Origin of the sequence: Nonomuraea phyllanthi (assembly GCF_006334985.2) — a bacterium.
Classification (GTDB): domain Bacteria; phylum Actinomycetota; class Actinomycetes; order Streptosporangiales; family Streptosporangiaceae; genus Nonomuraea; species Nonomuraea phyllanthi.
In genome coordinates, this window is record NZ_VDLX02000001.1 from 801,064 (window position 1) to 827,274 (window position 26,211).

Annotated in this window: 27 protein-coding genes; 12 read left to right on the top strand and 15 right to left on the bottom strand. The window is 70.0% G+C overall.

Features of this window, described 5'->3' with window-relative positions:
* Positions 1-76 precede the first annotated feature (76 nt).
* The 9 genes from FH608_RS03780 (at position 77) to FH608_RS03820 (ending at position 7,636) form a co-directional block, all read left to right on the top strand.
* Positions 77-385 (top strand): putative quinol monooxygenase, encoded by a 309-nt coding sequence (locus FH608_RS03780; RefSeq protein WP_139628346.1) that lies wholly within the window; start codon positions 77-79, stop codon positions 383-385.
* 2 nt (positions 386-387) lie between these two features.
* Positions 388-1,584: a helix-turn-helix domain-containing protein gene (locus FH608_RS03785; protein WP_226899005.1), complete on the top strand. Its 1,197-nt coding sequence runs from the start codon at positions 388-390 to the stop codon at positions 1,582-1,584.
* 324 nt (positions 1,585-1,908) lie between these two features.
* The gene (locus FH608_RS03790; protein ID WP_226898923.1) at positions 1,909-2,238 is read left to right on the top strand and encodes an SCO3933 family regulatory protein; all 330 of its coding nucleotides are present in this window, start codon (positions 1,909-1,911) and stop codon (positions 2,236-2,238) included.
* Positions 2,231-3,565 carry an FtsK/SpoIIIE domain-containing protein gene (locus FH608_RS03795; protein ID WP_139628348.1) on the top strand — a complete coding sequence of 445 codons (1,335 nt, stop codon included), beginning with the start codon at positions 2,231-2,233 and terminating at the stop codon, positions 3,563-3,565. Before FH608_RS03790 ends, FH608_RS03795 begins: the two co-directional genes overlap by 8 nt.
* A gap of 27 nt (positions 3,566-3,592) precedes the next feature.
* Positions 3,593-4,291 carry a DUF2637 domain-containing protein gene (locus FH608_RS03800; RefSeq protein WP_139628349.1) on the top strand — a complete coding sequence of 233 codons (699 nt, stop codon included), beginning with the start codon at positions 3,593-3,595 and terminating at the stop codon, positions 4,289-4,291.
* Between the two features lie 14 nt (positions 4,292-4,305).
* Positions 4,306-4,644, top strand: a complete 339-nt coding sequence (locus tag FH608_RS03805; RefSeq protein ID WP_139628350.1) for a hypothetical protein — start codon at positions 4,306-4,308, stop codon at positions 4,642-4,644.
* Positions 4,645-4,892: 248 nt separating this feature from the next.
* Positions 4,893-6,200 carry a replication initiator gene (locus FH608_RS03810; RefSeq protein WP_139628998.1) on the top strand — a complete coding sequence of 436 codons (1,308 nt, stop codon included), beginning with the start codon at positions 4,893-4,895 and terminating at the stop codon, positions 6,198-6,200.
* A complete protein-coding gene (locus FH608_RS03815; RefSeq protein ID WP_139628351.1) occupies positions 6,197-6,373 on the top strand; it encodes a helix-turn-helix transcriptional regulator in 177 nt (58 codons plus the stop codon). Before FH608_RS03810 ends, FH608_RS03815 begins: the two co-directional genes overlap by 4 nt.
* A 3-nt stretch (positions 6,374-6,376) precedes the next feature.
* Complete coding sequence (locus tag FH608_RS03820) at positions 6,377-7,636, top strand: tyrosine-type recombinase/integrase (protein ID WP_139628352.1); 1,260 nt, start codon at positions 6,377-6,379, stop codon at positions 7,634-7,636.
* Positions 7,637-7,711: 75 nt separating this feature from the next.
* On the opposite strand, the gene FH608_RS03825 is transcribed toward FH608_RS03820, so the two are convergent.
* Entirely contained in the window at positions 7,712-8,875 is a 1,164-nt protein-coding gene (locus FH608_RS03825; protein ID WP_139628353.1) for an acyl-CoA dehydrogenase family protein, read from the bottom strand.
* 124 nt (positions 8,876-8,999) lie between these two features.
* Between FH608_RS03825 and FH608_RS03830 the strand changes: the two genes are divergently transcribed.
* Positions 9,000-10,313, top strand: a complete 1,314-nt coding sequence (locus FH608_RS03830; protein WP_139628354.1) for a UDP-glucose dehydrogenase family protein — start codon at positions 9,000-9,002, stop codon at positions 10,311-10,313.
* A 37-nt stretch (positions 10,314-10,350) separates the two neighbouring features.
* Here FH608_RS03830 and purE read toward each other — a convergent pair whose 3' ends face one another.
* A complete protein-coding gene (gene purE / locus FH608_RS03835) occupies positions 10,351-10,851 on the bottom strand; it encodes a 5-(carboxyamino)imidazole ribonucleotide mutase (RefSeq protein WP_139628355.1) in 501 nt (166 codons plus the stop codon).
* Entirely contained in the window at positions 10,848-11,996 is a 1,149-nt protein-coding gene (locus tag FH608_RS03840; RefSeq protein ID WP_139628356.1) for a 5-(carboxyamino)imidazole ribonucleotide synthase, read from the bottom strand. The genes purE and FH608_RS03840 overlap by 4 nt, the downstream gene beginning before the upstream one ends.
* 340 nt (positions 11,997-12,336) lie before the next feature.
* Here FH608_RS03840 and FH608_RS03845 point away from each other — a divergent pair, with 340 nt between their 5' ends.
* Complete coding sequence (locus tag FH608_RS03845; RefSeq protein WP_139628357.1) at positions 12,337-12,831, top strand: GtrA family protein; 495 nt, start codon at positions 12,337-12,339, stop codon at positions 12,829-12,831.
* Between the two features lie 75 nt (positions 12,832-12,906).
* On the opposite strand, the gene FH608_RS03850 is transcribed toward FH608_RS03845, so the two are convergent.
* The 9 genes from FH608_RS03850 to FH608_RS03890 form a co-directional block, all read right to left on the bottom strand.
* Complete coding sequence (locus tag FH608_RS03850) at positions 12,907-14,187, bottom strand: ATP-binding protein (protein WP_139628358.1); 1,281 nt, start codon at positions 14,185-14,187, stop codon at positions 12,907-12,909.
* Positions 14,188-14,190: 3 nt separating this feature from the next.
* Positions 14,191-14,859 (bottom strand): response regulator transcription factor, encoded by a 669-nt coding sequence (locus tag FH608_RS03855; protein ID WP_012888073.1) that lies wholly within the window; start codon positions 14,857-14,859, stop codon positions 14,191-14,193.
* A 161-nt stretch (positions 14,860-15,020) separates the two neighbouring features.
* Positions 15,021-15,506, bottom strand: a complete 486-nt coding sequence (gene bfr / locus FH608_RS03860; protein ID WP_139628359.1) for a bacterioferritin — start codon at positions 15,504-15,506, stop codon at positions 15,021-15,023.
* Positions 15,507-15,521: 15 nt separating this feature from the next.
* Positions 15,522-15,698, bottom strand: coding sequence for a (2Fe-2S)-binding protein (locus FH608_RS03865; protein ID WP_139628360.1), 177 nt, complete (start codon positions 15,696-15,698; stop codon positions 15,522-15,524).
* A 98-nt stretch (positions 15,699-15,796) separates the two neighbouring features.
* Positions 15,797-16,417, bottom strand: a complete 621-nt coding sequence (locus FH608_RS03870; protein WP_139628361.1) for an MBL fold metallo-hydrolase — start codon at positions 16,415-16,417, stop codon at positions 15,797-15,799.
* On the bottom strand, positions 16,418-17,503 hold the full coding sequence (locus FH608_RS03875; protein WP_139628362.1) for an S-(hydroxymethyl)mycothiol dehydrogenase: 1,086 nt from the start codon (positions 17,501-17,503) through the stop codon (positions 16,418-16,420).
* A gap of 14 nt (positions 17,504-17,517) precedes the next feature.
* Entirely contained in the window at positions 17,518-18,531 is a 1,014-nt protein-coding gene (locus FH608_RS03880) for an adenylate/guanylate cyclase domain-containing protein (protein WP_139628363.1), read from the bottom strand.
* Between the two features lie 4 nt (positions 18,532-18,535).
* Entirely contained in the window at positions 18,536-19,048 is a 513-nt protein-coding gene (locus FH608_RS03885) for a PH domain-containing protein (protein WP_139628364.1), read from the bottom strand.
* A 38-nt stretch (positions 19,049-19,086) separates the two neighbouring features.
* Positions 19,087-19,908: a biotin--[acetyl-CoA-carboxylase] ligase gene (locus FH608_RS03890; protein ID WP_139628365.1), complete on the bottom strand. Its 822-nt coding sequence runs from the start codon at positions 19,906-19,908 to the stop codon at positions 19,087-19,089.
* Positions 19,909-20,016: 108 nt separating this feature from the next.
* Here FH608_RS03890 and FH608_RS03895 point away from each other — a divergent pair, with 108 nt between their 5' ends.
* Positions 20,017-21,108, top strand: a complete 1,092-nt coding sequence (locus FH608_RS03895) for an epoxide hydrolase family protein (RefSeq protein WP_139628366.1) — start codon at positions 20,017-20,019, stop codon at positions 21,106-21,108.
* 3 nt (positions 21,109-21,111) lie between these two features.
* Here FH608_RS03895 and FH608_RS03900 read toward each other — a convergent pair whose 3' ends face one another.
* The 3 genes from FH608_RS03900 to FH608_RS03910 form a co-directional block, all read right to left on the bottom strand.
* Positions 21,112-23,733 (bottom strand): phosphoenolpyruvate carboxylase, encoded by a 2,622-nt coding sequence (locus tag FH608_RS03900; RefSeq protein WP_139628367.1) that lies wholly within the window; start codon positions 23,731-23,733, stop codon positions 21,112-21,114.
* Positions 23,734-23,800: 67 nt separating this feature from the next.
* Positions 23,801-25,360 carry a hypothetical protein gene (locus FH608_RS03905; RefSeq protein WP_139628368.1) on the bottom strand — a complete coding sequence of 520 codons (1,560 nt, stop codon included), beginning with the start codon at positions 25,358-25,360 and terminating at the stop codon, positions 23,801-23,803.
* Positions 25,357-26,205 carry an ABC transporter ATP-binding protein gene (locus FH608_RS03910; protein ID WP_139628369.1) on the bottom strand — a complete coding sequence of 283 codons (849 nt, stop codon included), beginning with the start codon at positions 26,203-26,205 and terminating at the stop codon, positions 25,357-25,359. The genes FH608_RS03905 and FH608_RS03910 overlap by 4 nt, the downstream gene beginning before the upstream one ends.
* Between the last annotated feature and the right edge of the window lie 6 nt (positions 26,206-26,211).

Genomic DNA, 26,211 nt, shown 5'->3' on the forward strand with positions numbered 1-26,211 from the left:
CTTGCGCCGCACAATAAGTACTGGTCGAGTAAAGAACCGAGACCCCAGAGACCGGCGGCGACCCAGGAGGGTGCACATGTTCGGACTAATGGTGCGATTCACCTGCAAGGACGAGGACAGCGCTGCAGCGTTCGACACCCTCGTCGGTGAGACAATCGAGGCGATCCGCCGGCACGAGCCGGGAACGATCGTGTACGCCTCACACCGGGTGGACGGTCAGCCGCTCCAGCGGATCTTCTACGAGCTGTACCGGGACCGCGACGCCTTCGACGCCCACGAGCAGACCGAGCACACCAGGCGCTTCCTGGCCGCCCGGGAGGAACTGCTGGCCTCGGTCGAGGTCGACTGGCTGGAACTGCAGAGCGGAAAGGGCACGACGTCGTGAGCATGGAGTATCAGCGGGCGCTCGGACGGCGGATCGCCCAGGAGCGCAAGCGGCGCGGCCTGTCACAGGCCGAACTGGCCCGGCTGGTGGATCGATCGGTGGCGTGGATCTCGCAAGTGGAGCGGGGCGTGCGCAAGGTCGATCGCATGTCCGTGCTGGAGAAGGTCGCCGAAACGCTGGATGTGCCGCTGTCGGAGCTGGCCGCCGAAGCGCCCGTGGTCGCCGCCACCAATGAGGAGACGCCCGGCACGGCTGGGCTGCGGCTGGTGCTGTCCGGCGCTCATTCGCTGCAGGCCATGTTGCACGCCACGCCGGTGCCTGCGATCGATCAGCTCAAGCCACGGGTCGATCACGCGTGGGAGCTGACGCACCAGAGCCGCTATGTCGAGCTGACCGAACTGCTGCGCGGGCTGGTGCCCATCTTGGAGAACGCCGCCCGGTCTGCTCCGAACGAGCAGCAGGCCGAGTTGTTCGAGCTGCTGTCGGTGGCCTATCAGACGTGTTCGGCGTCGCTGGCCAAGCTGGGTGAGCCGGAGGCGGCGTGGATCGCCGCTGATCGGGCCATCAGCGCGGCCGAGCGGGCGGGTAGCCCGTTGTTGATGGCGGCCGGGGCGTTCCGGCTGGGGTTCGTCTTCCTGGGGGCGCGTCACTTCGATCAGGTGGAGGAGACAGCGCGCACCACCGCTGAGGCGCTGTGGTTCCTCACCGATCAGGGCAATCTGGAAGCGATGTCGTTGTGGGGTGGGCTCACCCTGCAGCGGGCCGTGGCCGCTTCCCGGCTCAATCAGGCCGATGTTGCCTACGAGCACCTGTCGCGAGCCCGCGAGATGGCAGAGCGGGTCGGCGAGGACCGCAACGACTACAACACCGAGTTCGGGCCGGCCAACGTCGCCCTGCATGAGGTGGCGGTAGCGGTGGAGGTGGGCGACGCCGGTCACGCGCTACGGGTCGGCGCTGCGGTGGACACCTCGTCGCTGTCGGCGGAGCGGCGGGCGCGGCTGGCCGTGGATCTCGCGCGGGCGCATGCGCAGCGTCGTCAGGTGGATGAGGCGGTGGCCGCGTTGCTGGAGGCCGAGGCCGTCACTCCGGAGCAGATCCGTAACCATCGGGTGGTCCGGCAGCTCGTGTCTGACCTGCTGTCGATGCAGGATCCGGCGTCGTCTGAGCTGCGGGAACTGGCCGAACGAGTGGGGGCGTAGAAAAAGTACGCGCACACGTACTCTAAGTACTAGCGATTACTCTCAGTATCAGGTAGCGTTCGTGTTGTAGCTGGAACTCTCCGTAGTCGGAGGGTGGCAGCCCAGCACGAACGCTCTTCGCGTTTCAGGGGTGGATCAAGAAGGGTCCGCTCACGGAAGGCGGAGAGAGGCCACACATGAAAGTGGCCTGAGCGGGAGACCCGCCCAGGCCGGATGCGATAAGCACCCTAGTTGGCGCTTCGATGCTATCGCCTCCGAGCTGACGGCACGGCCTCCCCCGTCCTGAAACGCCTGATCAACAGGCCGACGAGAGGTCAACTCACCATGCGTACCGTCCCCATCCCTGTGGACGTCAGCAAGCTCACCATCACCTGCGTGAAGGCTCCGCGCCCTCGCGTGCTCAACCGCGACACCGGCGAGATCAAGACCGACAAGAACGGCAACACCGTCTACGAGGTCACCGTTTCCGTGGAGGACGAGGTCGGCCGGATCGAGCTCGTCAAGATCGGCATCACCGGAGAGCCGCCCATCAAGGCCGGCGACGCCGTCCACGCGGTCGGCCTGCTCGGCTACGTCTGGGAGATCGCCGGGAAGTGGGGCATCTCCTACCGGGCCACCGCCCTGCTCCCGCAGCAGGAGGCCGCCAGTGTCTGACCAACTCTGGTGGATGCTCGGAGTTCTGGCCGCCGTCGCGGCCGGGCTCTGGGCCTGGCGCCGCTGGCACTACCGCTCCTTCTGGCTCCTCATCGGCTTCCCGATCACGGCCATCAGCATCCGAGCGTCCTGGCGCAAGATCGCCCTCGGCTGCAACCTCACCAAGAAGCGACAGCGCTTCTGGTTCACCACCGTCCCCGGCCTGATTGCCTCAACCGGCGTCGTCCGTGTCCGGCGCAAATGGCAGCGCATCGCCGTGGACACCAAGCCGTTCATGTGGCTGCCGCTGCCGACCCGGTACGGCTGGCGGGTCACCCTGCACACCCTGGAAGGGCAGATCCCAGCCGACTACGCCGACGTCGCCGAACGGCTGGCGCACTCCTGGGGCGTGCACGCCGTGCGCGTCTCCTCCGACAAGCCCGGTCGGGTACGTCTGGCCGCCACCATCCGTGACCCGCTGGTCAAGGTCGATGAGCTGCCGCCTTCCACCGAGCTGCTTAAGGTCACCGTGGGACGGCTGGAGACCGGCCAACCGTGGATTATCGACTTCCGCACCGTGCCGCACTACATCAACGCGGGAGCCACCCAGTCCGGCAAGTCCAACCTCGCCAACGCACTCATCGTCGGCCTGGCACCGCAACCCGTCGCTCTGGTCGGCTTCGACCTCAAGGGCGGCGTGGAGTTCACGCCGTACGCGCCCCGGCTGTCCGCGCTGGCCACCACACGAGCCGAGTGCGGTGGACTGCTGGACGACCTGGTGGCGCTCATGACCGACCGGATGGGCATGTGCCGGATGGCCTCGGCACGCAACATCTGGCAGCTCCCGCCCGGCCTGCGCCCGGTGCCGATCGTGGTCCTGGTGGACGAGCTGGCCGAGCTGTATCTGATGGCCGACAAGAGCGAGAAGGACGAGATCGCCAAGGCCTCGACGGCGCTGCTGCGGGTGGCCCAGCTCGGGCGGGCGTTCGGCATCTACCTGTTCTGCTGTGGCCAGCGGATCGGCTCCGACCTCGGCCCCGGCGTCACGGCGCTGCGGGCCCAGTGCTCGGGACGTATCTGTCACCGGGTCAACGACCCGGAGACCGCCACGATGACCCTCGGTGACCTTGACCCGGCCGCGCTCGACTCGGCACGCACCATCGCCGCCGAAACACCGGGCGTCGCGATCGTCGCCAGCCAGGACGGCCAGTGGTACCGGGCCCGCTCCTTCTACGTCAGCGAGCACACCGCCGAATACGCCGCCCGCACCTACGCCGACCAAGCACCGACCTGGGCCGACGTGATGATCGCTCAACCGGTGGACACGCCCGACCAGCAGACGGCCTGAGGCGACTTCCGGAAAGGAGGGGCGAAGATGCGCCACATCGCCGCCTGGCTGCTCAACACCGGTCCTGTCCTCGTCCTGGCCCTCATCGCGGGCGCGGGCTCCTTCACCCACATCCGCGACACCGCCAGCCAGCACGGCCAGACCGGCTGGATGTCCTGGGCCATCGCCATCTGCATCGACCTGACCTGCGTCATGGCCGCCCGCGAACGCCAACGCGACAAGAAGACCGGCCGAACCCAACGAGGGCTGGTCTCCTGGCCCGTCCTGGTCCTGACCGGAGGCATCATCCTGTCCCTGGCCGCCAACCTCGCCCAGGCCACACCGACCGTCTGGGGCTGGATCACCGCCGCCACCCCGGCCGGCGCCTTCCTCGTCGCGGTGTCCATGCTCGAACGCCGCGCCGGCGCCACCCGTACCAACTCGCTGCAGGACGTCCCGGAGACGTCCTCACCAGCCGCACAGACGTCCCATGCCGTCTCCGCAGAGTCCCGCAACGTCCCGCTCGCTGACCGTCCTGCGCTGGCCCCGGCTGACGAGGTCGACCGCCCGCACGATGCTCCCGCACCCGATCCGACCCTGGTCGACTACGCCCGCCGCGTCGCCGACGAGCACCACACCAAGCACGGTGAGCCGATCACCGCAGACCTCATCCGCACCCGCCTGGGCGTATCCGACCAGCTCGCCACCGACCTGCTCCACCTTCTACAGCCCGCACAAGCTCAGTGAAAGGAACGCCCTCGATGTCCACCATCCACACGCGGCCCGCGTTCATCGCTGGACTGCGCGCCCTGGCCGACCTGCTCGAAGCCCATCCCAACATCCCGACACCGCGCAGCACGATCGTTCACCACTTCGTGCCCGACGCCCAAGACGCCGAGATGCGTGCCGAGATCAACCGACTGGCCGCCCTGCCCGGCAGCCACATCGACAGCGAGAACACCCACTACACGACCTCGCTGTTCTTCGGCCCCATCCAGTACCGCGCCGTAGCGATCCTGGCCGAATCCCGTGCCCGGCACGCCGCCCACGACAGCTACCGCGGCTGCGTCACGCCCGACAGCCCGCAAAAGGACCGATGACCATGGACGCCACACCTGTCGTCCGCTACCGCTGCTGCACCTGCAACGGCACCGGCCTCACCGACGACCAGACCTGCGCCGACTGCGACGGCAGCGGCATCGACAACCACGGCGCATAACGCGCAGCGCCCCCGCCTGGCCACACATCCGCCAAGATCCGCGCCAGGCCGGGGGCCATCCACACCAGAGTCACTGGATAGGACGGAACCATCTTGCCCCACCTTGCCCACAGCCACGCCGTGGCTGGAATGATTCACCGGCTCAACCAACCCGATTACGACCGCTGGGCCAGCCAGATCAAGCGCACTGGCGGCTGCCGCCAGCCCATCCACCTGCGCGGCAAGGTCGAACACTACGACCAGGCCACCGGCCACCTCCTGCACCGCTACTCCACCACCACCGAACCCAACGGCGTCCTACGCGTGCCGTGCAAGACCCGCCGCGCCACCCGCTGCCCGGCCTGCGCCGAGGTCTACCGCGCCGACACCTACCAACTCGTCCGCGCCGGCCTCATCGGCGGCAAGGGTGTGCCCGAGACGGTCAGCTCGCATCCGTGCCTGTTCGTCACCCTCACCGCGCCCTCCTTCGGGGCCGTCCACGTGCGACGGGAGAAGAACGGCAAGGTCCTGCCCTGCCACGCCCGCCGCGACGCCCAGACCTGCCCGCACGGACAGGTCATGTCCTGCACCGACCGGCACAGCGCCGACGACCCGCGCCTCGGCGAACCGCTGTGCCCCGACTGCTACGACTACGACGGCTCGGTCCTGTTCAACGCCATCAGCCCCGAGCTGTGGCGCCGCTTCACCCTCGCCCTGCGCCGCCGCTTCGCCAGGCTCAACGGCCTGACCGTCAAGGCCCTGCGCGAGCACGTCAGCATCGCCTTCGCCAAGGTCGCCGAATACCAGCGCCGCGGCGTCGTCCACTTCCACGCCGTGATCCGCCTCGACGGCCCTGACGGACCCAACTCACCGCCACCAGCCTGGGCCACCGCCGACGCCCTGGAACAAGCCGTCCAGCACGCGGCAGCCGCCGTGACAGCGGAGATCAAGCCGCTCAACCGCACCTTCCAGTGGGGCACCCAGTTCGACGTCCGCCGCATCACCATGAACGGCGACCTCACCGAACAAGCCGTCGCCGCCTACATCGCCAAATACGCCACCAAGGCCGCCGAATGCGTCGGCACCCTGGACCGCCGTATACAACCACTCGACAACCTCGACGCCCTACGCATCCGCGACCACGCCCGCCGCCTCATCGCCGCATGCATGCGCCTCGGCGAAGACCCCGACCTGGCCGACCTGCGACTCACGCACTGGGCACACATGCTCGGCTTCCGCGGCCACTTCTCCACCAAAAGCCGCCACTACTCCACCACCCTCGGCGCCCTCCGAGCAGCCCGAGAAGAACACATGCGCACCGAACAGGTCACAACCGGACGGCTCCCGCTCTTCGACGAGGACACCGTCCTCGTGGTCACTCACTGGCAGTACGCCGGACAAGGACTGTCCCTCGGTGACGCGATCCTTGCCGCAGCAATCGAGGGAGGTTATCGATGAACGCCCTAGACAGGCTCTGGACGGTCGAAGACGTGTCCGCCTTCCTCGGTGTGCCAATCGCGACGCTCTACCAGTGGCGACACCACCGGACGGGCCCGAGAGGCCGCAAGATCGGCCGACACCTCCGGTACGTGCCACAGGACGTCATGTCCTGGGTCCAGGACCAGGAGTAGCCCATGGCCTTCGTCAAGGACCTCTGGACCAAGACAGTCCGAACCCCGGACGGCAAGCCGCAGAAGGTCAAAACCGCACGCCACGGCAAGGGCAAGCGCTGGCTTGCCGTCTGGGTGGACCCCGACGGTGACGAGCGCTCGACGGCGTACGACCGCAAGGCTGACGCTGAACGCAAGATCGCCACTATGGGCGCGGACATCGCGCGCGGCGACTACATCGACCCGAACGCCGGCAAGGTGCTCTTCGCCGACCTCGCCGAACGGTGGCTGGCCTCCCGCATCGTGGACCCATCGACGAAGATTCGGTACGAGTACATCCACCGCCTTCACGTCGCACCGACCTACGCCAAGCGCCAGGTGAAGAGCATCAAGCCATCCCAGATCCAGGCGTGGATCAGTGACCTGAGCAGCCGTTTCGAGACCTCGACCGTACAGACGGCCTTCCTGGTCCTCCAAGGCATCCTGGACCTGGCCGTCGCCGACGAGGCAATCAAACGGAGTCCCGCCAAGTCACCGATCGTCCAGGTGCCGAAGCGCACCACCGAAGAGATCACGGCGTGGTCGGACGAACGGGTTCACGCTCTGATCGACGCTCACCCCGCCCTGTTCCGTCTGCTCCCTATGCTCGGGGCCGCGTGCGGGCTGCGGCAGGGCGAGCTGTTCGGCCTGGCCCTCGAAGACATCGACTTCGACGAGCGCCTTCTTCGCGTACGACGGCAGATCAAGAAGCTGGGAGCCGACCACGTCTTCGCTCTGCCGAAGAACGACCGTGAGCGGGTCGTACCGCTGCCTGAGTGGGCGGCCGAGGCCACCAAGAGGCACCTCTCGGCCTATCCCCCGCTGGCTTGCTCCCTGCCCTGGGAGAAGGTGGACGGCAAGCTTCGCACGCACAACCTGTTGTTCCGCTGGACGGACGATCGCTTCGTCAAGGCCAGGAGCTACAGCGAAACCGTCTGGAAGCCCGCTCTGGTGGCCGCGGGCGTGATCCCGGCACCTGACAAGGACCCACGCAAGAGGAGCCGCTATGCCACCTCCCGCAAGGAGGGGCTGCACCAGCTCCGGCACTACTACGCGAGCGTCATGCTGGCCGGTGGGGTCTCGGTCAAGGAACTCGCCGAGTACCTCGGCCACGCCGATCCCGGCTTCACCCTCCGCGTGTACGCCCACATGATGCCCGGCTCCTACGACCGGGCCCGCCGGGCGATCGACGACCGCCTGTTCCGTCCGCACAGCGTGTCCTACGGAACAGGCACGGAACAGTGATCGTTCAGCTCGCGATCACGATACATCGAACCCCCGCCGCTGGCGATCAGCAGGCGGGGTTTCCGCATGTCAGGGCTACTTCAGAAGCTGCCTGGCCATGACCATGCGCTGGATCTGGTTGGTGCCCTCGTAGATCTGGGTGATCTTGGCGTCGCGCATCATGCGCTCCACCGGGAAGTCCTTCGTGTACCCGTAACCACCCAGCAGTTGCACCGCGTCCGTGGTGATCTCCATGGCGGCGTCCGAGGCGGCGCACTTGGCGGCGCTGGACAGGAAGGTCAGGTCCTTCTGCGGCTCGCCGTCCATCGCCCGTTCCGACTTGGCCGCCGCGTGGTACGTGAGCTGCCTGGCCGCCTCCAGTTTCATGGCCATGTCGGCGATCATGAACTGCAGGCCCTGGAAGTCGGCCACCGGGCGGCCGAACTGGCGGCGTTCCTTGACGTAGCCGATCGCGTAGTCCAGCGCGCCCTGGGCGATGCCGAGGGCCTGGGCGGCGATGGTGACGCGGGTGTGGTCCAGGGTGGCGAGGGCGGTCTTGAAGCCGGTGCCGGGGGCGCCGATCATGCGGGTGGCGGGGATGCGGACGTTGTCGAGGATCACCTGGCGGGTGGGCGAGCCCTTGATGCCGAGCTTCTTCTCCTTGGGGCCGAAGGAGACGCCTTCGTCCGACTTCTCGACGACGAAGGCCGAGATGCCGCGGGCGCCGGCCGAGGGGTCGGTCACGGCCATGACGGTGTAGTACTCCGAGATCCCGGCGTTGGTGATCCACATCTTGGTGCCGTTGAGCACGTACGCGTCGCCGTCCCGTACGGCTTTCGTCTTCATCGACGCGGCGTCCGAGCCCGCCTCCGGCTCCGACAGCGCGTACGAGAACATGGCCTCCCCGCTCGCCACCGGGGCCAGGTAGCGGGACTTGAGCTCCTCCGAGGCCGACAGGAGGAGGGGGACGGTGCCGAGCTTGTTCACGGCGGGGATCAGGGACGACGAGGCGCAGGCGCGGGCCACCTCCTCGATGGCGATGACGGTGGCCAGCGCGTCCGCCCCGGCGCCCCCGTACTGCTCCGGGATGTGTACGGCGTGCAGGTCCGCCGACACGAGCGCCTTGTAGACGTCCCAGGAGAACTCTTCTGTCTCGTCGGCCGCCGCGGCGTGCGGCGCGATCTTCTCGTCGGCCAGGGCCCGGACGGTCTCCCTGAGCAGGTCGTGCTCTTCGGCGGGGGCGTAAAGGGGGAAGCTCATGGGCTGATACTAGGACGTCCGACCTTCTTGTTACCAGCTAGTACGGTTTGCGAAGAGAAGCACGTGGCACGTAGGAGGTAGCGAGGGCCGGTAGCATGCCTGCGCGATCGAAAGGAGCTCACTCGTGCCATATCGCCTCACGGTGATCGGGACCGGATACCTGGGCGTCACTCATGCGGCGTGCATGGCTGATTTGGGGTACGACGTCCTTGGCGTGGACATCGATGCCGACAAGGTCCTCCGGCTGAATCAAGGCGAGCTTCCTATCCACGAGCCCGGGCTCGAACCGGTGCTCCGCCGCGGGATCGAATCCGGCCGCCTTCGCTTCACCACCTCCTACGAGGAGGCCGCCGCCTTCGGCGACGTGCACTTCGTCTGCGTCGGCACGCCGCAGAAGCGCGGGGAGTACGCCGCGGACGTCACCTACGTCGACCAGGCCATCGAGACCCTCGCCCCGCTGCTCGACCGGCAGTGCCTGGTCGTCGGCAAGTCCACCGTCCCCGTGGGCACCGCCGAGCGGCTGGCCGACAAGCTCGCGCGGCTCGCGCCCGCCGGAGGGCAGGCCGAGCTGGCGTGGAACCCCGAGTTCCTGCGGGAGGGGTTCGCGGTCGAGGACACTCTGCACCCGGATCGCATCGTGCTCGGCGTTCGTACCGAGCGTGCGGAGAAGGTGCTGCGCGAGGTGTACGAGCCGCTGGGCGAGGTTCCGTACGTGGTGACCGATTTCGCCACGTCCGAGCTGGTCAAGACGGCCGCCAACGCCTTCCTCGCCACCAAGATCTCCTTCATCAACGCCATGGCCGAGGTCTGCGAGGCCGCGCACGCCGACGTCAAGCAGCTGTCCGAGGCGCTGTCGTACGACGACCGGATCGGCGGGCGGTTCCTGAACGCCGGGCTCGGCTTCGGCGGCGGCTGCCTGCCCAAGGACATCAGGGCCTTCATGGCGCGGGCCGGCGAGCTGGGGGCTGACCAGGCGCTGACGTTCCTGCGCGAGGTGGACGCCATCAACATGCGGCGCCGCGCCCGCATGGTCGATTTGGCCAGGGAGCTGGCGGGGGGCTCGTTCCACGGCTGCACGGTGGGCGTGCTGGGCGCCGCGTTCAAGCCCAACTCCGACGACATTCGCGACTCGCCCGCCCTGGACGTCGCCGTGACGATCGGCCACCAGGGCGGACAGGTCACCGTGTACGACCCGATCGCGCTGCGCAACGCTCGTAAGGCTCATCCCGAGCTGAACTATGGCGAGTCGGCCGTCGAGGCGGTCCGCGGTGCGCACGTCGTGCTGCTGCTCACGGAGTGGCAGGAGTTCGTGGAGCTCGATCCGGAGGAGCTGGGGGCCGTGGTCGCGACCCGGCGCATCGTGGACGGGCGCAACGCGCTGAACGCCGAGACGTGGCGGTCGGCCGGGTGGCACTACCGCGCACTCGGCCGTCCGTGACCCGCAGCCCCGTTCCCACTCCGGCAGGCCGCCGCTCCTAGCGCTTCAGGGCGGCGGCCTCCGCGCGGAGTTTCTCGCCCTTGGCGTACGCCTGCTCCTTCAGCTCCGCCTGGAAGTCCTCCATCTGCGCCCGGAGCCTCGCGTCGGACGCGGCGAGAATGCGTACGGCCAGCAGCCCCGCGTTGCGGGCGCCGCCGACCGCGACCGTGGCCACCGGCACCCCGGCGGGCATCTGGACGATCGACAGCAGGGAGTCCATCCCGTCGAGGTATTTCAGCGGCACCGGCACGCCGATCACCGGCAGCGGCGTGACGGAGGCCAGCATCCCGGGCAGGTGCGCCGCTCCCCCGGCCCCCGCGATGATCACCTGGAGGCCGCGGGACGCGGCGGCGCGGCCGTACTCGATCATCTCGGTGGGCATGCGGTGCGCCGAGACCACGTCCGCCTCGAAGGGCACGCCGAAGTCGGCGACGGCCTCGGCGGCGGCCTTCATGACCGGCCAGTCCGAGTCGCTCCCCATGACGATCCCGACGCTCATGTGTACTCCCCGGTGGTGAGGTAGACGGCGGCGTGGCGGGCGCGGGCGCGGACCTCGTCGAGGTTGGAGCCGAGAGCCGTCACGTGGCCGATCTTGCGGCCGGGGCGCACCTCCTTGCCGTAGAAGTGCAGCTTGATGCCCGGGTCGTGGGCGAGGACGTGCTCGTAGCGCTTGAACAGGTCGGGCTCGTCGCCCCCGAGCAGGTTGGCCATGACGACGACCTGGGCGGTCATCTTGGGCGTGCCGAGCGGCAGGTCGAGCACCGCCCTCAGGTGCTGCTCGAACTGCGACGTCGTCGAGCCCTCGATGGTCCAGTGGCCGCTGTTGTGCGGGCGCATGGCCAGCTCGTTGACCACGAACCCGTTGGGCGTGTCGAACAGCTCCACCGCCAGCAGCCCCGTCACGCCCAGCTCGTGGGCGATCTTCAGGCCGATGCGCTGCGCCTGCGCGGCGTCCTCCTGGTCGAGCCCCTGCGCGGGCGCGACGACCTCCACGCAGATGCCGTCACGCTGCACGGTCTCGACGACCGGGTAGCTGACGCCCTGACCGTGCGGCGAGCGGGCCACGAGCACGGCCAGCTCCCGCTCGAACGGCACGAACGCCTCGGCGAGCAGCTCGACGCCGGTCGCGAACGCCTCCACGACCTCCTCGGGAGAGCGGCAGACCCACACGCCGCGGCCGTCGTAGCCGCCGCGCACCGCTTTCAGGACCACGGGCCAGCCGTGCTCCTCCGCGAAGGCCGCGACCTGCTCGGGCGACGACACGCGCGCCCAGGCCGGGCAGGGCACGCCGATGGCGGTCAGCCGCTCCCGCATGACCGCCTTGTCCTGGGCGTGCACCAGCGCCTCGGCGCCGGGATGGACGGCGTGGCCGGCGGCGGTGAGGGCTCTGATGTGGTCGGTGGGCACGTGCTCGTGGTCGAACGTGATCACGTCGCAGCCCTTGGCGAACTCGCGTAGATCGTCGAGATCGCGGTAGTCTCCGATGCGCGTGTCGACGATCACCCGGGCGGCGCTCTCTTCGGGGCTGTTGGCCAGCACCCGCAGCTCTAGGCCGAGCGCGATGGCCGGCGGCTGCGACATCCTGGCCAGCTGGCCCGCGCCGACGATGCCGACGACCGGTCCGATGGGGCTGTAGGAACTCACGCCAGGTGAGCTTACCGGGACGGAACGACTTTCCCGGACGCTCGGGGCCAGGTCAGCTCACCGACAAGGCCGACATTCCCGGACGCTCTGGGCTGGGCGGCCGTTCCGGGTTGCCTTCGCAGGCACGGCCGCCCAGCGCGGCCTCGCCCGTGGATGCCGGATCACGGACGCGGTGCAACGCAGCGTAACGGCCTACCTTCCGTAATGTCGGGTCTTTCGCAAATGTCGGGCATGGGATGATATTTGTCAGCCGGATCTTCAACCGCCGTCACCCCACCCGTCACGCTGGCCGGTACGCTGAAGACGTCAGGCTCGACGAAGGAAGGGACCGAGCAGAGACGTGGATGTCGTCAGACGCCTCTACGCGCGATTCGCGTCCCTCGTTCACGAGCTGGCCAAGTTCGGCAGCATCGGGGCCGTCGCCTTCGTGCTCGACACGGGCCTCCTCAACCTGTGCAACGTCGCCTTCGGACTGGGGCCGCTCACGTCCAAGGTCGTGGCGACCACGATCTCCACGACGTTCGCCTACCTCGGCAACCGCTACTGGACCTTCAGGGATCGCGAGCAGAGCGGGCTGGGGCGCGAATACTTCCTGTTCTTCCTGCTCAACGGCATCGCGCTGCTGTTCGGCATGCTGACGATCGGCTTCACCACCTACACGCTCGACCTGCACGACACGCTGAGCCTCAACATCGCCAACATCGTGGGCGTCGGGTTCGGCACGCTGTTCCGCTACTGGTCGTACAAGAAGTGGGTGTTCCTGGAGGCTACCGAGCCGATCCCGGTGGAGCTGCCCGACGGCGGGGTCGACGCCGGGATCAGGCGGGACCGCTGACCGCGCGGGGCCGCGCGCGGCCGCTGAGGGCCACGCGCGGCCGCTGAGCTGAGGTTCACTCGGGGTCGGTGAGGGTCACGCGGGGCCGCTGACCACCCGGTTCCTGCCGCCGCCGTCCTCCGCCGGCCGCAGGAAGATGGCGAACGTCGCGGGTCGGCGCCGCACCAGCTCCAGCCGCCCGCCGTCGGCGGCGGCCAGCGCGCGGGCGAGCGTCAGCCCGAGGCCGGTGCCCCCGCCACCGCTGATGTTCCGCTCGAAGATCTTGGGGGCGATCTCGTCGGCGATGCCGGGGCCCTCGTCCGCGACCTCGATCACCACGTAGTTGTCGCTGCTGGTGGAGGTGACGGTGACGGCCCCGCCGCCGTGGCGCAGGGAGTTCTCCAGCAGCGACGCGATCACCTGGCCGAAGCCGCCGGTGGTGGCCATCGCCTTGAGCCCGCGGGCGCCTTCCAGCCGCAGCGAGCGGTGGGCGTCCCTGAAGACCGGCTCCCACTCCCTGATCTGCTGGATGAGCACTTCGTCCACGGCGATCGGCTCCGCCTGGGCGTGGCGCTGGCGCCGGGCGGCGGCCAGCAGCTCGTCGATCACCGCGGTGAGCCGCTCGGCCTGGACGATCGCGGCCTCGCCCTCCTCGCGGACGACCTCGGGCTGGTCGGCGGCGGAGACGATCTCCTCCAGGCGCATGGTGAGGCCGGTCAAGGGGGTCCGGAGCTGGTGGGAGGCGTCGGTGGCGAACTCGCGCTCGCGGGTGAGCAGGTCGGAGATGCGGGTCGCGCTGCGGTCGAGCACCTGGGCGACCCGGTCGAGCTCGGGGATGCCGTAGCGGTGCTTGCTCGGCCGTGCGTCGCCCGAGCCCAGCCGCTCGGCGATCTTGGCAAGATCTTGCAGGGGCAGTGTCAGCCGGCGTGACTGGACGACGGCCAGGCTGACGGCCACCGCCAGGGCGGCCACGGCCAAGGCCACGATGAGCAGGAGACGAGCTCGTACGTCCTGCTCGACCTGATCCCGGTCACGGCTTATCCGGACGTAGACGCCGGTGTTGGTCTGCGCGTCCTCCGTCATGAGGTGACCGGACGGCGGCGCGCTGCCGACGACGGTCACCCTGAGGGGGGTTCCGCGTTCCCAGATCTGGATATACCGGTCCGGATATTTCTGCTCCAGCTGCTGAGGGTCGAGCGGGGTCTCCTGTACGCGGGCGTACTCGACCTCTCCCACGAGGCGTTTGGCCTCGGACCCGAGCTCCTGGGCCGCCTCGTCGACGATCAGGCGGCTGACGACGACGCCCAGGGGGACCCCCAGCAGCAGCACCGCGATGACCGCGACGAGCAGCGTGGAGGAGAGCAGTCGGCGGCGCATCTCCTACTCGCGCTCGAACCGGAAGCCGACTCCCCGGACGGTGGTGATGTATCGCGGTTTCGCGGCGTCGTCGCCGAGCTTGCGACGCAGCCACGAGATGTGCATGTCGAGGGTCTTGGTCGAACCCCACCAGTTCGTGTCCCAGACCTCCCGCATGATCTGCTCGCGGGTGACGACCTTGCCGGCGTCGCGCACGAGCACGCGCAAGAGATCGAATTCTTTGGTGGTCAGATGCAGCTCCTTGTCCCCCATCCACGCGCGCCTTGAGTCGGCGTCGATGCGGACACCCTGGACGACCGGGGTCTCCGAGGTGCCGCGGCGCAGCAGCGCCCGCACCCGGGCGAGTAGTTCGGCGAGCCTGAACGGTTTGGTGACGTAGTCGTCGGCCCCGGCGTCGAGCCCGACGACCGTGTCGACCTCGTCGACTCGGGCGGTGAGTATGAGAACCGGGGTGCCGTGCCCCTCGGCGCGGATCCGGCGAGCCACCTCCAGCCCGTCCATCTCTGGCAGGCCGAGGTCAAGAACGATGAGGTCGATGCCGCCCGACAGGGCCCGCTCCAACGCTTGCGGGCCGTCCGGGCTCACCTCGACCTGGTAGCCCTCGCGGCGTAGCGCACGCGCGAGCGGCTCCGAGATCGAGGTGTCATCCTCGGCGAGAAGTACGCAGGTCATGAAGCGATCGTATGACCTTAGGCGATCGTTTCCCGGGCACAGCGCGCGGTTTGACTCGCAGTTGACCTATCCATTGACCTGGGCAAACGCCGCTAAATATCGGTTAGTCGGGATTAAAGTACCGGACCTGCCCCCACGGCGATCATCAGATGACCGTGCGGTCAGTCGTCGGCGGACGGCGGCTCCGCGTAGCGGGCGAGGTACAGCTGCTCGCCCAGGCTCCGGATGAGCTCGAGCTCCGTCTCCAGGTAGTCGATGTGGTGCTCCTCGTCCTCCAGGATCTCCTCGAAGATCCGCGCCGAGGTGATGTCGCCCTTCTCGCGCATGAGCGCGATCGCCGGGCGCAGGCGCTGCACGACGGCCAGCTCGACCTCGAGGTCGGCCTTGAGCTGCTCCTCGACGGTCTGCCCGATGTGCAGGGTGCCCAGGCGCTGGTAGTTGGGCAGCCCTTCGAGGAAGAGGATGCGGTCGGTGAGCCGTTCGGCGTGGCGCATCTCCTCGAACGACTCGGCGCGCGTGTGCTCGGCGAGCTTGGTGTATCCCCAGTTCTCCTGCATCTTCGCGTGGAGGAAGTACTGGTTGATCGCGGTGAGCTCAGCGGTCAGCTGTTCGTTGAGCAACTCGATGATCTGCTTGTCGCCCTGCATGACACGGGCCCCCTGCTATGCGGTCGTCAGTTCTTCAGACCTTTTCAGGATCGCACAGATCTTCCGTACACATCGGGCACAGTCCCCACCGGCACCTGTGGTGTCGCGGATCTGCTTGGCACTCTTGGCCCCGGCGGCGATGCAGTCGTGCACCTCGTTCTCGGTCACGGCACGACACACGCAGACGTACATCGGGGACAGGCCTTTCAGGGGACAAGCAGCAAGGTTAGGCACACCTAAGGTAGCTCACTTCGGTAAGGCTTGCCTACGTTAGGTGTGCCACACTCCTGCTACTGGCCTCGCGCGATCCACTCCTCCAGGTGCGGGGCCTCCGCGCCGATCGTGGTGGAGTCGCCGTGCCCCGTGTGGACGACGGTCTCGGGCGGCAGGGTCAGCAGGCGCTCCCTGATCGACCGGATGATCGTGTCGAACGAGCTGTAGGAGCGCCCGGTCGCCCCCGGCCCGCCCTTGAACAGGGTGTCGCCGCTGAACAGCGCGCCGAGGTCGGCGGCGTACAGGCAGACCGCCCCAGGCGAGTGGCCCGGCGTGTGCAGCACCTCCAGCACGATCCCGCCGACCTCGATCTTCTCGCCGTCCTCCAGCGGCTCGTACGTCACCTCGGCGCCGTACTGCTGCTCCCACAGCACCTGGTCGGCGGGGTGCAGCCGGATCGGCGCGCCGGTGCGTGCGGCGAGCGGCCCGGCGGCGTTGATGTGGTCGTTGTGCGCGTGGGTGCAGACGACGGCCTTGACGGCGCGCCCGCCCGCGCGCTCGGCGATCGGCGCGGCGTCGTGGGCGGCGTCGATGACCACGACCTCGCGGGCGTCGCCGACCAGCCAGACGTTGTTGTCGACGTCCCACGTGCCGCCGTCCAGCGAGAACGTGCCCGAGGTGATGACCCTGTCGATCATCTAGAACGCCACCACCGAGCGCAGCACCTCGCCGCGGTGCATCTTGGCGAACGCCTCCTCCACCTGGTCGACCCCGATCGTCTCGCTGACGAACTTGTCGAGCGGCAATCGGTTCTGCAGGAACAGGTCGATGAGCATGGGGAAGTCGCGCGAGGGCAGGCAGTCGCCGTACCAGGAGGACTTCAGCGCGCCGCCGCGGCCGAACACGTCGAGGAGCGGCAGTTCCAGGGTCATCTCGGGGGTCGGCACGCCGACCAGCACGACCGTGCCGGCCAGGTCTCTGGCGTAGAAGGCCTGCTTGTACGTCTCGGGGCGGCCCACGGCCTCGATGACCACGTCGGCGCCGAAGCCGCCGGTCAGGTCGCGGATCGCCTCGACCGGGTCGCTCTCGCGGGAGTTGACGGTGTCGGTGGCGCCGAAGTCTCGGGCCCAGCCGAGCTTGCGGTCGTCCACGTCCACCGCGATGATCTTCGCGGCGCCCGCCAGGGAGGAGCCGAGGATCGCCGCGTCGCCCACGCCGCCGCAGCCGATGACGGCCACGGAGTCGCCACGGGTCACCCCGCCGGTGTTGATCGCGGCGCCGAGCCCCGCCATGACGCCGCAGCCCAGCAGGCCCGCCACCTGCGCGGGCGCCTCGGCGGAGACCTTGGTGCACTGCCCGGCGGCCACCAGCGTCTTCTCCAGGAACGCGCCGATGCCGAGCGCGGGCGACAGCTCCGTGCCGTCCTTGAGCGTCATCTTCTGGGCGGCGTTGTGGGTGTTGAAGCAGTACCAGGGACGGCCGCGCAGGCAGGCGCGGCACTGGCCGCACACCGCGCGCCAGTTGAGGATGACGAAGTCGCCGGGGGACACCTCGGTGACGCCCGGCCCGACCGCCTCGACCACGCCCGCCGCCTCGTGGCCGAGCAGGAACGGGAAGTCGTCGCTGATCCCTCCCTCGCGATAGTGCAGGTCGGTGTGGCAGACCCCGCAGGCCTGCACGTTCACCACCGCCTCACCGGGACCGGGGTCCGGCACCACGACCGTCTCTAGCGAAACTTCCTGGCCCTTGGCTCGGGCGACGACGCCCTGCACTTCGTACGGCATGCCAGCATCTTGTGTCAGGAGGATGATCTCCGCAAGACATAGGGCCGCACCACGCCGAGGCCTCTCGCGGGACGGCGTCTGATCTCGCGCACCTCGACCTCCGCGAGGCCGTCCGGCGCGCCGGCCAGCCCGTCGGCCAGCGCGTCGGCCAGCGCGTCGGCCAGCGCGGAGTCGACGAGGATCGCGCCCGGCCTGGCGATGGCGGTGAGCCTGGCGGCCAGGTTGACGGTGGTGCCGAAGACGTCGCCCATCATGGGGAGCACGGGCCCGTACGCCATGCCGATCCGCAGCTCGACGCCCGACTCCACCAGGTCGAGCGCGATCCGCGCCGCCTGGGCCGCGCTCGGCGCGGTGAACAGCACCTCGTCGCCCAGCGTCTTGACCAGCCGGGCGCCGTGGCCGGCCACCACGTCGGAGGCCCGTGCCTCGAACCCCTCGACCAGCTCGGCCAGCTCCTTCTCGTCGAGCTCGCGGGCGCGCCTGGTGAACGACACCAGGTCGGCGAAGCCCACGGCCATCGAGACCCGGGTCGGCACCAGCTCGTCGCCGCCGTCGGCGATGGCCAGCAGCCGGGTGCCGGCGGCGGCCAGCTGGGCCCGCCAGACGTGGACCAGCACCTGCTCGAAGTCGGGAATCAGCTCCTGCGCCGCTCCGAGCACCCGGGCCAGGTCGTCCTCCGACGGGTCGGGCGGCACCATGGCGCCCATCATGATCTCGGCCTGCCACTGGGCCAGCCTGGCCGTGGTCTGCCCGAGCGCGCGGGCCATGCGTACGACGGTCTGCTCGTCGAGCGCGCCGCTGTCGAGCATCCGGCGCACCCGGCGCAGCGCGCCCAGGTCGCCCTCGGTGAACGCCACGGCGTCGTCGGCCCGCTGGGCGAACCCGAGCGCGCGCCAGATCCGCTCGGCGAGCTCGCGCGGCACGCCGGCCTCGGCCGTGACCTGCTCCTTGGTGAACCGGGGCGGCGCGCCGACGAGCAGGCGCTCGATGTCCTCGGCGCTCGGCCGGCCGCGGCTGGTGCTGCCCACGCGATCAGCGGCCGTCGATCTCGCCGTCGGAGGCGTCCTCGACCAGCCTGAACAGGTCGGTGCGGACGTCCTGGATCTTCGGGATGTCGCGCAGCACGATCTCGCCCCGCTCGCCCGCGGACTCGACGGTCAGCGTGCCGCAGCCGAGCAGGCGCTCGGGGAAGGTCTGGTCGGAGCTGACGGTGTTGACCTTGGCGATGGGGATCTCGTCGGTCGACTTGTTGAGCACGCCCGTGCTGATCGTGAAGCGGTGGGTGGTGAGCACGTAGCCGGTGTTCTTCCACCGCAGGTAGGGGACGAACGACCAGATCGTCAGCAGGACGAGGCCGATGACGACGACGGCGATCCTCGCGTAGGAGGCGTACTCCCACTGGCCGGGGATGAAGTAGATCGCCGCGCCGGTGGCCGCGGCCAGGAGAACCAGCGCGATGAAGGGACCGACGAGCCGCTTCCAGTGGGGGTGGAAGGACCGGACGCGCCGCTCACCCTGCGTCAGATGGTGGTCGGGAAGGGTCATGGCCAAATCGTGCCACCATCGCGGGGCCACGGCCACGTTCATTCCGCTGTCCGTACATGTACGACGTCTCCGGCGCTCAGCGTGTGCCGCTCGCCCTCCGACTCCACCTGCAGGTGGCCGGAACCGTCGATCCCGGTCGCCAGGCCGACGATCGCCCGGTCGGCCGGCAGCTCCACCCTGACCCGCCGCCCGATCGTGGCGCAGGACGCCAGGTACGCCGGGCGCAGCCCGCAGGCCTCCGCGTCGCCCCCGGCGGCCGTCCACTCCCTGTAGTGGCTCTCGACCTCCCTGAGCACCGCTCTGAGCAGCGGGTCGCGGTCGACGCAGGCCGCCTGCTCGACGGCCAGCGACGTGGCGGTCTCGACGGGCAGCTCGTCCTCGCGCAGCGACACGTTCAGCCCCATGCCGACGACCACCGCGCCGTCGGCCCGCTCGGCGAGGATGCCGGCCAGCTTGCGCTCGCCGATCAGCAGGTCGTTGGGCCACTTGAGGCGGACGTCCACCTCCGCCAGGCGGCGCACGGCCGAGGCGGCGGCGACGCCGTACAGGATGGGCAGCCAGCCCTGCGCGGCGACCGGCACGGCCGGCCTGAGCAGGACCGAGAACATCAGGCCCGAACGGGGCGGCGCCGACCAGGGGCGGCCGAGCCGGCCGCGGCCGGCCTCCTGCGCCTCCGCGACCAGCACCGCGCCCTCCCCCGCCCCGTCGCGGGCGGCTCGCGCCAGGTCGGCGTTGGTGGAGCCGGTGCTCTCCACGACGGTGACGCCGGTCCACAGGGAGCCGGGGCGGACGAGCGCGCGGTTGAGCGCCGCCTCGGAGAGGGGCGGGCGTTCGAGATCGGAGTAGCGGGAGCCGGCCATCTCCCCATCCTCCCAGGTGGCGAGGACACATCAGCCCATTGGAATGGATCATTCCGTTCTGATATTATTGGAACAGAACGAACCGTTCCCCTCTTGAGGAGCCCCGCCATGAGCATCAAGCCGTTCCGCATCGAGATCCCGCAGGCTGACCTCGACGACCTCCACGACCGCCTCGCCCGGACCCGCTTCGCGCACGAGATCCCGGGCGTCGACCAGGGGGTCGGCGTCGAGCGGGTGCGGCGGTTGGTCACCCGCTGGCGCGACGGATTCGACTGGCGCGCCCAGGAGGCCGAGCTGAACGCGTACCCGCAGTTCACCACCGAGATCGACGGGCAGCACATCCACTTCGTCCACGTGCGCTCCGACGACCCCGAGGCCCTGCCGCTGATCCTCACCCACGGCTGGCCCGGCTCGATCCTCGAGTACATGAGGGCCGTCGAGCCGCTCAGGCGCCGCTTCCACCTGGTCATCCCGTCGGTTCCCGGCTTCGGCTTCTCCGGCCCCACCACGGAGCCGGGCTGGAACAACCTGCGCATCGCCAGGGCGTGGGCCGAGCTGATGGCCCGGCTCGGCTACGAGCGCTACGGCGCGGTGGGCAACGACGGCGGCTCGATGATCTCGCCCGAGGTCGGCAGGATCGACCCCGAGCACGTCGTGGGCGTGCACGTCACCCAGCTGTTCTCGTTCCCGTCGGGCGACCCGGCCGAGCTCGCGGACCTGAGCGAGGAGGAGCAGGCGGGCCTCGCGGTGCTCGACTGGTTCTGGAAGGAGAAGGGCGCCTTCAACGTGCTGCACTCGCAGCAGCCGCAGACGCTCGCCCACGCGCTCGCCGACTCGCCCGCCGGGCTGCTCGGCTGGCTCGTCCAGCTCTTCGAGGACGACCTGGACGACGACTTCGTGCTGGCCAACGCCTCGATCCACTGGCTCACCGGCACCGCCGGGTCGGCGATCCGGTTGTACTGGGAGAACGCGCGCATGGAGCAGCCCAAGGAGCCCACCACCGTGCCGACCGCGCTGGCGATGGCCGAGGGCGACTTCGCGTCGATCCGCCGCTTCGCCGAACGCGACCACGCCGGCATCGTCTCCTGGAAGACGCTGCCCGCCCCGGCGCGCGGACACTACACCGCGCACACCGCGCCGCAGGCCCTCGCGTCCGACGTCATCGCCTTCTTCGAGGGCCCCGTTGATGGGCGCGGCTGATGGTCAGCCGGTGTTCTGCAGGCCGGCCGCGACGCCGTTGACCGACAGCAGCAGGAGCGTCGACAGGCGGTCGCGCTCCTGCTCCGACGGGTTGCCGGTGCGCAGCGCGCGCAGGGCCCGCAGCTGCAGGTGCGACAGCGCATCGACGTACGGGTCGCGCAGCTGGACGGCCCGCGAGAGCACCTTGCGGTTCTCCAGCAGCCGGGTGTGGCCGGTGACCCGCAGCACCAGGTCGCGCGTCCTGTCGTACTCCTCCAGCACCTGGCGGCTGAAGTCCTCCCTGCCGCCCAGCGCGAGGTAGCGCTTGGCGATCGAGCGGTCGGTCTTGGCCAGCGACATCTCCGCGTTGTCGAGCAGCGCGTTGAACAGCGGCCACTCCGCGTACGCCGCCCGCAGCTCGTCGAGGGAGCCGACCGAGGCCAGGCCGGTGCCGAGACCGTACCAGCCGGGCAGGTTGACCCGCGTCTGCGCCCACGCGAACACCCACGGGATGGCCCGCAGGTCGTCGAGCGAGCGCGGCGCGCCGAGGCCGCGGCGCGCCGGGCGCGAGCCCAGCCGCAGCGAGCCGATCTCCTCCAGCGGGCTGACCAGCCCGAACCACTCGGGGAAGCCCGGCGCCTCGGTCAGCGCGCGGTAGGCCTGCTCCGAGGCCGTGGCCACCTGCTCGGCCAGGCCGCGGAAGCGGTCGGCCGCGGCCGCCGTGCGCTCGCCGACCGTGGGCGAGGAGGCCAGCAGCACGGCGTTGGCCACCTGCTCCAGGTGGCGGCGGGCGATGGCGATGTGGCCGTAGCGGGCGAAGATGACCTCGCCCTGCTCGGTGACCTTGAACCGGCCCGCGACCGAGCCGGGCGCCTGGGCCAGCACCGCGCGGTTGGCCGGGCCGCCGCCGCGCCCGAGCGCGCCGCCCCTGCCGTGGAACATGCGCAGCTTCACGTCGTGCTCGGCCGCCCAGGCCGTCAGCGCCTCCTGCGCCTCGTAGAGCCGGAGCGTGGCGGCGGCGGGGCCGAGCTCCTTGGCCGAGTCGGAGTAGCCCAGCATGATCTCCATGCGCCGGCCGGTGGCCGCCAGCCGCTCGCGCACCTGCGGGATGTCGAGCATGCCGGTCAGCACGCCGGGCGAGTTGGCGAGGTCCTGGCCCGACTCGAACAGCGGCACCACGTCGAGCACCGGCGCCCGGTCGCCGAGCGCGTGCCGGGCCAGCTCGTGGACGGCGGCGATGTCGTCGGCCGAGCGGGTGAAGGAGACCACGTAGCGGGAGCAGGCCGTGACGCCGAACCGCTCCTGGATCCAGGCGATCACCCGGATCGTGGCCAGCACCTCCTCGGTGCGCTCCGACAGCTCGCCTCCGGCCCTGACCTCCTCCAGGGCGGCCGCGTGCACCTGGGAGTGCTGGCGCACCTCCAGCTCGGCCAGGTGGAAGCCGAACGTCTCCACCTGCCAGATGAGGTGCTGCAGCTCGCCGTACGCCTGGCGCGGCGCCGAGCCGGCCAGCGACTCCTGCGCCAGGCGCAGGTCGGCCAGCAGGTCGGCGGGCGAGCGGTAGGCGAGGTCGAGGTCGCGGCGGCGGGTCGCGGCGATGCGCGTGGCCACGAACAGCAGCCACTGCCGGTGCGGCTCGCGCGGCGAGCGGGTGGCCAGCTCGGAGACCACGTCGGGGTAGGCGTCCACGGCCTCGGCCAGCGCCGACCTGAGCTCGGGCGAGCAGGGCGCGAGCTGGACGGAGGACGTCAGCGTGCGGGCGATGCGCGTGCAGGCCGTCTCAAGGGCGGTCAGCACGTGCTCGGACTGGATCTGGATGGTCTCGCGGGTGACGCGGGCCGTGACGTTGGGGTTGCCGTCGCGGTCGCCGCCGATCCAGCTGCCGTAGCGGATGAACGGCCTGGCCTGCGGCGGGCGGGTGCCGGTGCGCTCGTCGAGCGCCGCGTCCAGCGAGCGGTAGACCTGCGGCACCATGCGGAACAGCGTCTCGTCGAAGGCGGCCATGGCCGTGCGCACCTCGTCGAGCGGGTCGAGCTTGGTCGAGCGCAGCTGGGCCGTACGCCAGAGGAGGTCGATCTCCTCCAGCAGGCGGCGCTTGCTCTCGGCGCGCTCGGAGGCGCCGCGGCCCGGCGCGTTGTACTCGGTGAGCTGGCCGCTGACGCGCTGGATGGCGGTGACGACCGCGCGCCTGCGCGCCTCGGTGGGGTGCGCGGTGAGCACCGGGTGCAGCTCCAGGCCGGCCAGCAGCTCGGTGACCCGCTCGTGGCCCAGCTCCTTCACGGCCTGGGCCAGCGACTCGCGCTGGACCCTGCCCTCGGCGTCGCGCTCGCGCAGCGTGCGGATGCGGTAGTGCTCCTCGGCCAGGTTGGCCAGGTGGAAGTAGCAGGTGAAGGCGCGGGCGACCGCGACCGCCCGCTCGATCTCCCATCCCGCGATCATGTCGGTGATCTCGTCGGCGGACACCTCGCCCCTGCGTGCGGCGATGACGGCCTTGCGCAACCGTTCGACGTCGGCCAGCAGGTCTTCGCCACCCTGCTCGGCGAGCACCTGGCCGAGCAGTTTGCCCAGCAGGCGCACATCGTGGCGTAGCTCGTCCGGCATCTCGGTCACTGCGGCACTGCGACGCTCGAGCCCCTGGTCAATCATGTTGTGAGGGTATCGACTCGTCCGGGGAAGCCGTAGACCGGTCTCGCCCATTGGACTAGACCACTGCTCAGGATGCCTTTGACACCGCCGCGAGCAGGTCGGGGAGGCGGGCGTACCCGATCCTGGCGGCCAGTCGCCGGCCGAGCGCCTCGGCCAGCAGGCCGTAGAACGGGGCGGCCACGCACACCCAGACCCAGCCGAACACCACCGGCAGCACGAACGGCAGCGACAGCAGCGCGATGCCGAGCATCGTCCCTATGGAGGAGACGAACGCGAGCCCGCCCTGCCCGGGCGCGGCGCCGCTGAAGGCGTTCATCCGTTCTGGCACGGTGTACGGGACCACCACGCTGGTCACCGAGCCGACGCCGAGCCCGAGCCCGAGTGCGCCCCACCCGGACAGCGCCGCGGGGACGATCATGGCGGGATGGCCGGTGAACAGGCCGCCCAGGACGGCGAGCACGGCGATCAGCGGCACGGCCACCACCGCGTTGGCCAGGTGGCGCCCGGCCAGGTCGGTGGCCAGGTCCCGCTCGGAGCCGAACGCCACGGCGTTCATCCACAGCGAGCGGCCGTCGATGCCGAAGGCGTTGCCCGACTGCAGCGCGATCATCAGGGCGCCGAAGGCGGTGAGCACGACCGGCAGGCCCTCGCCGCCCGGCCCGTTCCTGGTCAGCGAGAACGCCAGCATGGCCGTGACGAAGACGGCGCTGAACCAGCCCACGCGGAACCTCGGCTCGCGCCTGTAGTACTTCAGCTCCTTCGTCACCACCGCCGCCAGGGGCCCGTCGGGCAGGACCCGGTCGACCAGCCCGCTCTCCCTGCGTACGGACGCGGCCTGCGTGGAGGCGTCGGGCGTGACCAGGGCCCGGCCCAGCGCCTTGACCCACAGCCAGGCGAGCACGACCACGAGCAGGGCCACGAAGACCAGCTCGGCCAGCCCGACGAGGCCGCCGTCGGCGATGGCGTGCGCCGCCATGCCCGGCGGGGTCCACCTGAGCACGGCCGCCATCTGGCGCAGCATCGTCCCGGGGTCGCTGAAGCCCTGGTTCATCAGCAGGTTGGGCAGCTGCGCGAGCACCACCACGAACAGCACGCTCAGGGCCAGCACGTCGCGCCCGCGCCGGGAGCGCAGCACGCCGGAGAGCGCGGTGGTGATCAGCCTGGACGTCACGATGCAGAGCGCGAACTGCAGCAGCACGGCAGGCACGCCGAGCAGGAAGCCGCCCACCCCCGACGCGAGCCCGGCCAGCGCGCCGAACGTCACGATCAGGATCGCCACCGGCCAGACGCCGGTGACGGACGCGGTGAACAGGCCGACCGCGAGCCGCCCCGTCGGCAGCGGCAGCAGCCACAGCTTCGCCGGATCGAGGGTGTCGTCGAGGCCGAACGCGAGCAGCGGCACGATCATCCAGCCGATGAGGAAGAACGTGAACGCGACGATCACGAGCGAGGAGGCGATGTCGTCGGGCGCGAGCCGGAGCAGGCTCATCAGCAGGAACCCGATCCCGGCCACGCCGATGGCGGCGATCAGGCTGAAGACGAAGCCGATCGTGCGCTGGACGTCGCCGCGCAGGTTTCCGGCCAGCAGCCGAAGCTTCAGCTGGGCGAAGAGCGCCACCGTGCTCACGGCTGTCCCCCGGGACGGGCACCGGGCTGTTCGCCTGGCTGGGCGCCGGTACGGGCGCCGGGGTGTTCGCCCGGATGCGCGCCGGTACGGGCGCCGAGCCAGTCGAGGCCGGCCTGGCCCTGGCCGCGCGGCCCGCCGACCAGGTCGAGGAACGCCTGGTTGAGGCTGCGCCCGCCGCGCACGTCGGCCAGCGGCCCCTGGGCCACGATGTGGCCCGCGCTCATCACCGACACCCAGTCGCACAGCCGCTCGACCAGGTCCATCACGTGGCTGGAGAAGATCACGGTCGAGCCGGAGGACGTGAAGCGCCGCAGCACGTCGGTGAGCGTGTTGGCGCTGACCGGGTCGACGCCCTCGAACGGCTCGTCGAGGAAGAGCACCGACGGGTTGTGCAGCAGCGCGGCGGCCAGGCCGATCTTCTTGCGCATGCCGGTGGAGTAGTCGACGACCAGCTTGTCGGCGGCGTCGGCGAGGTCCATCACCGCCAGCAGCTCACCCGCGCGCCGCTCGACGTCCGCCTTGGGCAGGCCGCGCAGCCGCCCGTTGTAGAGCAGCAGCTCGCGGCCCGACAGCCGCTCGAACAGGCGCAGCCCCTCCGGCAGCACGCCGATGCGGGCCTTGACCTGCACGGGGTCGCGCCAGACGTGGAACCCGTCCACCTCGGCCGAGCCCCCGTCGGGACGCAGTAACCCGGTGATCATGCTGAGCGTGGTGGTCTTCCCCGCGCCGTTGGGCCCGACCAGCCCCGCGAAACTCCCGGCCGGCACCACGAGGTCGACGCCTGCCACGGCGACCTGCGGCCCGTACCGCTTGAAAAGTCCGTGCGTGCGCACCGCATCCGCCATGGATCC

Bases quoted from the DNA above. Each gene is read 5' to 3' on its own strand.
- FH608_RS03780 (WP_139628346.1), top strand. From the start codon at position 77: ATGTTCGGACTAATGGTGCGATTCACCTGCAAGGACGAGGACAGCGCT.
- FH608_RS03785 (WP_226899005.1), top strand. From the start codon at position 388: ATGGAGTATCAGCGGGCGCTCGGACGGCGGATCGCCCAGGAGCGCAAG.
- FH608_RS03790 (WP_226898923.1), top strand. From the start codon at position 1,909: ATGCGTACCGTCCCCATCCCTGTGGACGTCAGCAAGCTCACCATCACC.
- FH608_RS03800 (WP_139628349.1), top strand. From the start codon at position 3,593: ATGCGCCACATCGCCGCCTGGCTGCTCAACACCGGTCCTGTCCTCGTC.
- FH608_RS03805 (WP_139628350.1), top strand. From the start codon at position 4,306: ATGTCCACCATCCACACGCGGCCCGCGTTCATCGCTGGACTGCGCGCC.
- FH608_RS03810 (WP_139628998.1), top strand. From the start codon at position 4,893: ATGATTCACCGGCTCAACCAACCCGATTACGACCGCTGGGCCAGCCAG.
- FH608_RS03815 (WP_139628351.1), top strand. From the start codon at position 6,197: ATGAACGCCCTAGACAGGCTCTGGACGGTCGAAGACGTGTCCGCCTTC.
- FH608_RS03820 (WP_139628352.1), top strand. From the start codon at position 6,377: ATGGCCTTCGTCAAGGACCTCTGGACCAAGACAGTCCGAACCCCGGAC.
- FH608_RS03825 (WP_139628353.1), bottom strand. From the start codon at position 8,875: ATGAGCTTCCCCCTTTACGCCCCCGCCGAAGAGCACGACCTGCTCAGG.
- purE (WP_139628355.1), bottom strand. From the start codon at position 10,851: ATGAGCGTCGGGATCGTCATGGGGAGCGACTCGGACTGGCCGGTCATG.
- FH608_RS03850 (WP_139628358.1), bottom strand. From the start codon at position 14,187: ATGCGCCGCCGACTGCTCTCCTCCACGCTGCTCGTCGCGGTCATCGCG.
- FH608_RS03855 (WP_012888073.1), bottom strand. From the start codon at position 14,859: ATGACCTGCGTACTTCTCGCCGAGGATGACACCTCGATCTCGGAGCCG.
- bfr (WP_139628359.1), bottom strand. From the start codon at position 15,506: ATGCAGGGCGACAAGCAGATCATCGAGTTGCTCAACGAACAGCTGACC.
- FH608_RS03865 (WP_139628360.1), bottom strand. From the start codon at position 15,698: ATGTACGTCTGCGTGTGTCGTGCCGTGACCGAGAACGAGGTGCACGAC.
- FH608_RS03870 (WP_139628361.1), bottom strand. From the start codon at position 16,417: ATGATCGACAGGGTCATCACCTCGGGCACGTTCTCGCTGGACGGCGGC.
- FH608_RS03875 (WP_139628362.1), bottom strand. From the start codon at position 17,503: ATGCCGTACGAAGTGCAGGGCGTCGTCGCCCGAGCCAAGGGCCAGGAA.
- FH608_RS03885 (WP_139628364.1), bottom strand. From the start codon at position 19,048: ATGACCCTTCCCGACCACCATCTGACGCAGGGTGAGCGGCGCGTCCGG.
- FH608_RS03890 (WP_139628365.1), bottom strand. From the start codon at position 19,908: ATGGCCGGCTCCCGCTACTCCGATCTCGAACGCCCGCCCCTCTCCGAG.
- FH608_RS03895 (WP_139628366.1), top strand. From the start codon at position 20,017: ATGAGCATCAAGCCGTTCCGCATCGAGATCCCGCAGGCTGACCTCGAC.
- FH608_RS03900 (WP_139628367.1), bottom strand. From the start codon at position 23,733: ATGATTGACCAGGGGCTCGAGCGTCGCAGTGCCGCAGTGACCGAGATG.
- FH608_RS03910 (WP_139628369.1), bottom strand. From the start codon at position 26,205: ATGGCGGATGCGGTGCGCACGCACGGACTTTTCAAGCGGTACGGGCCG.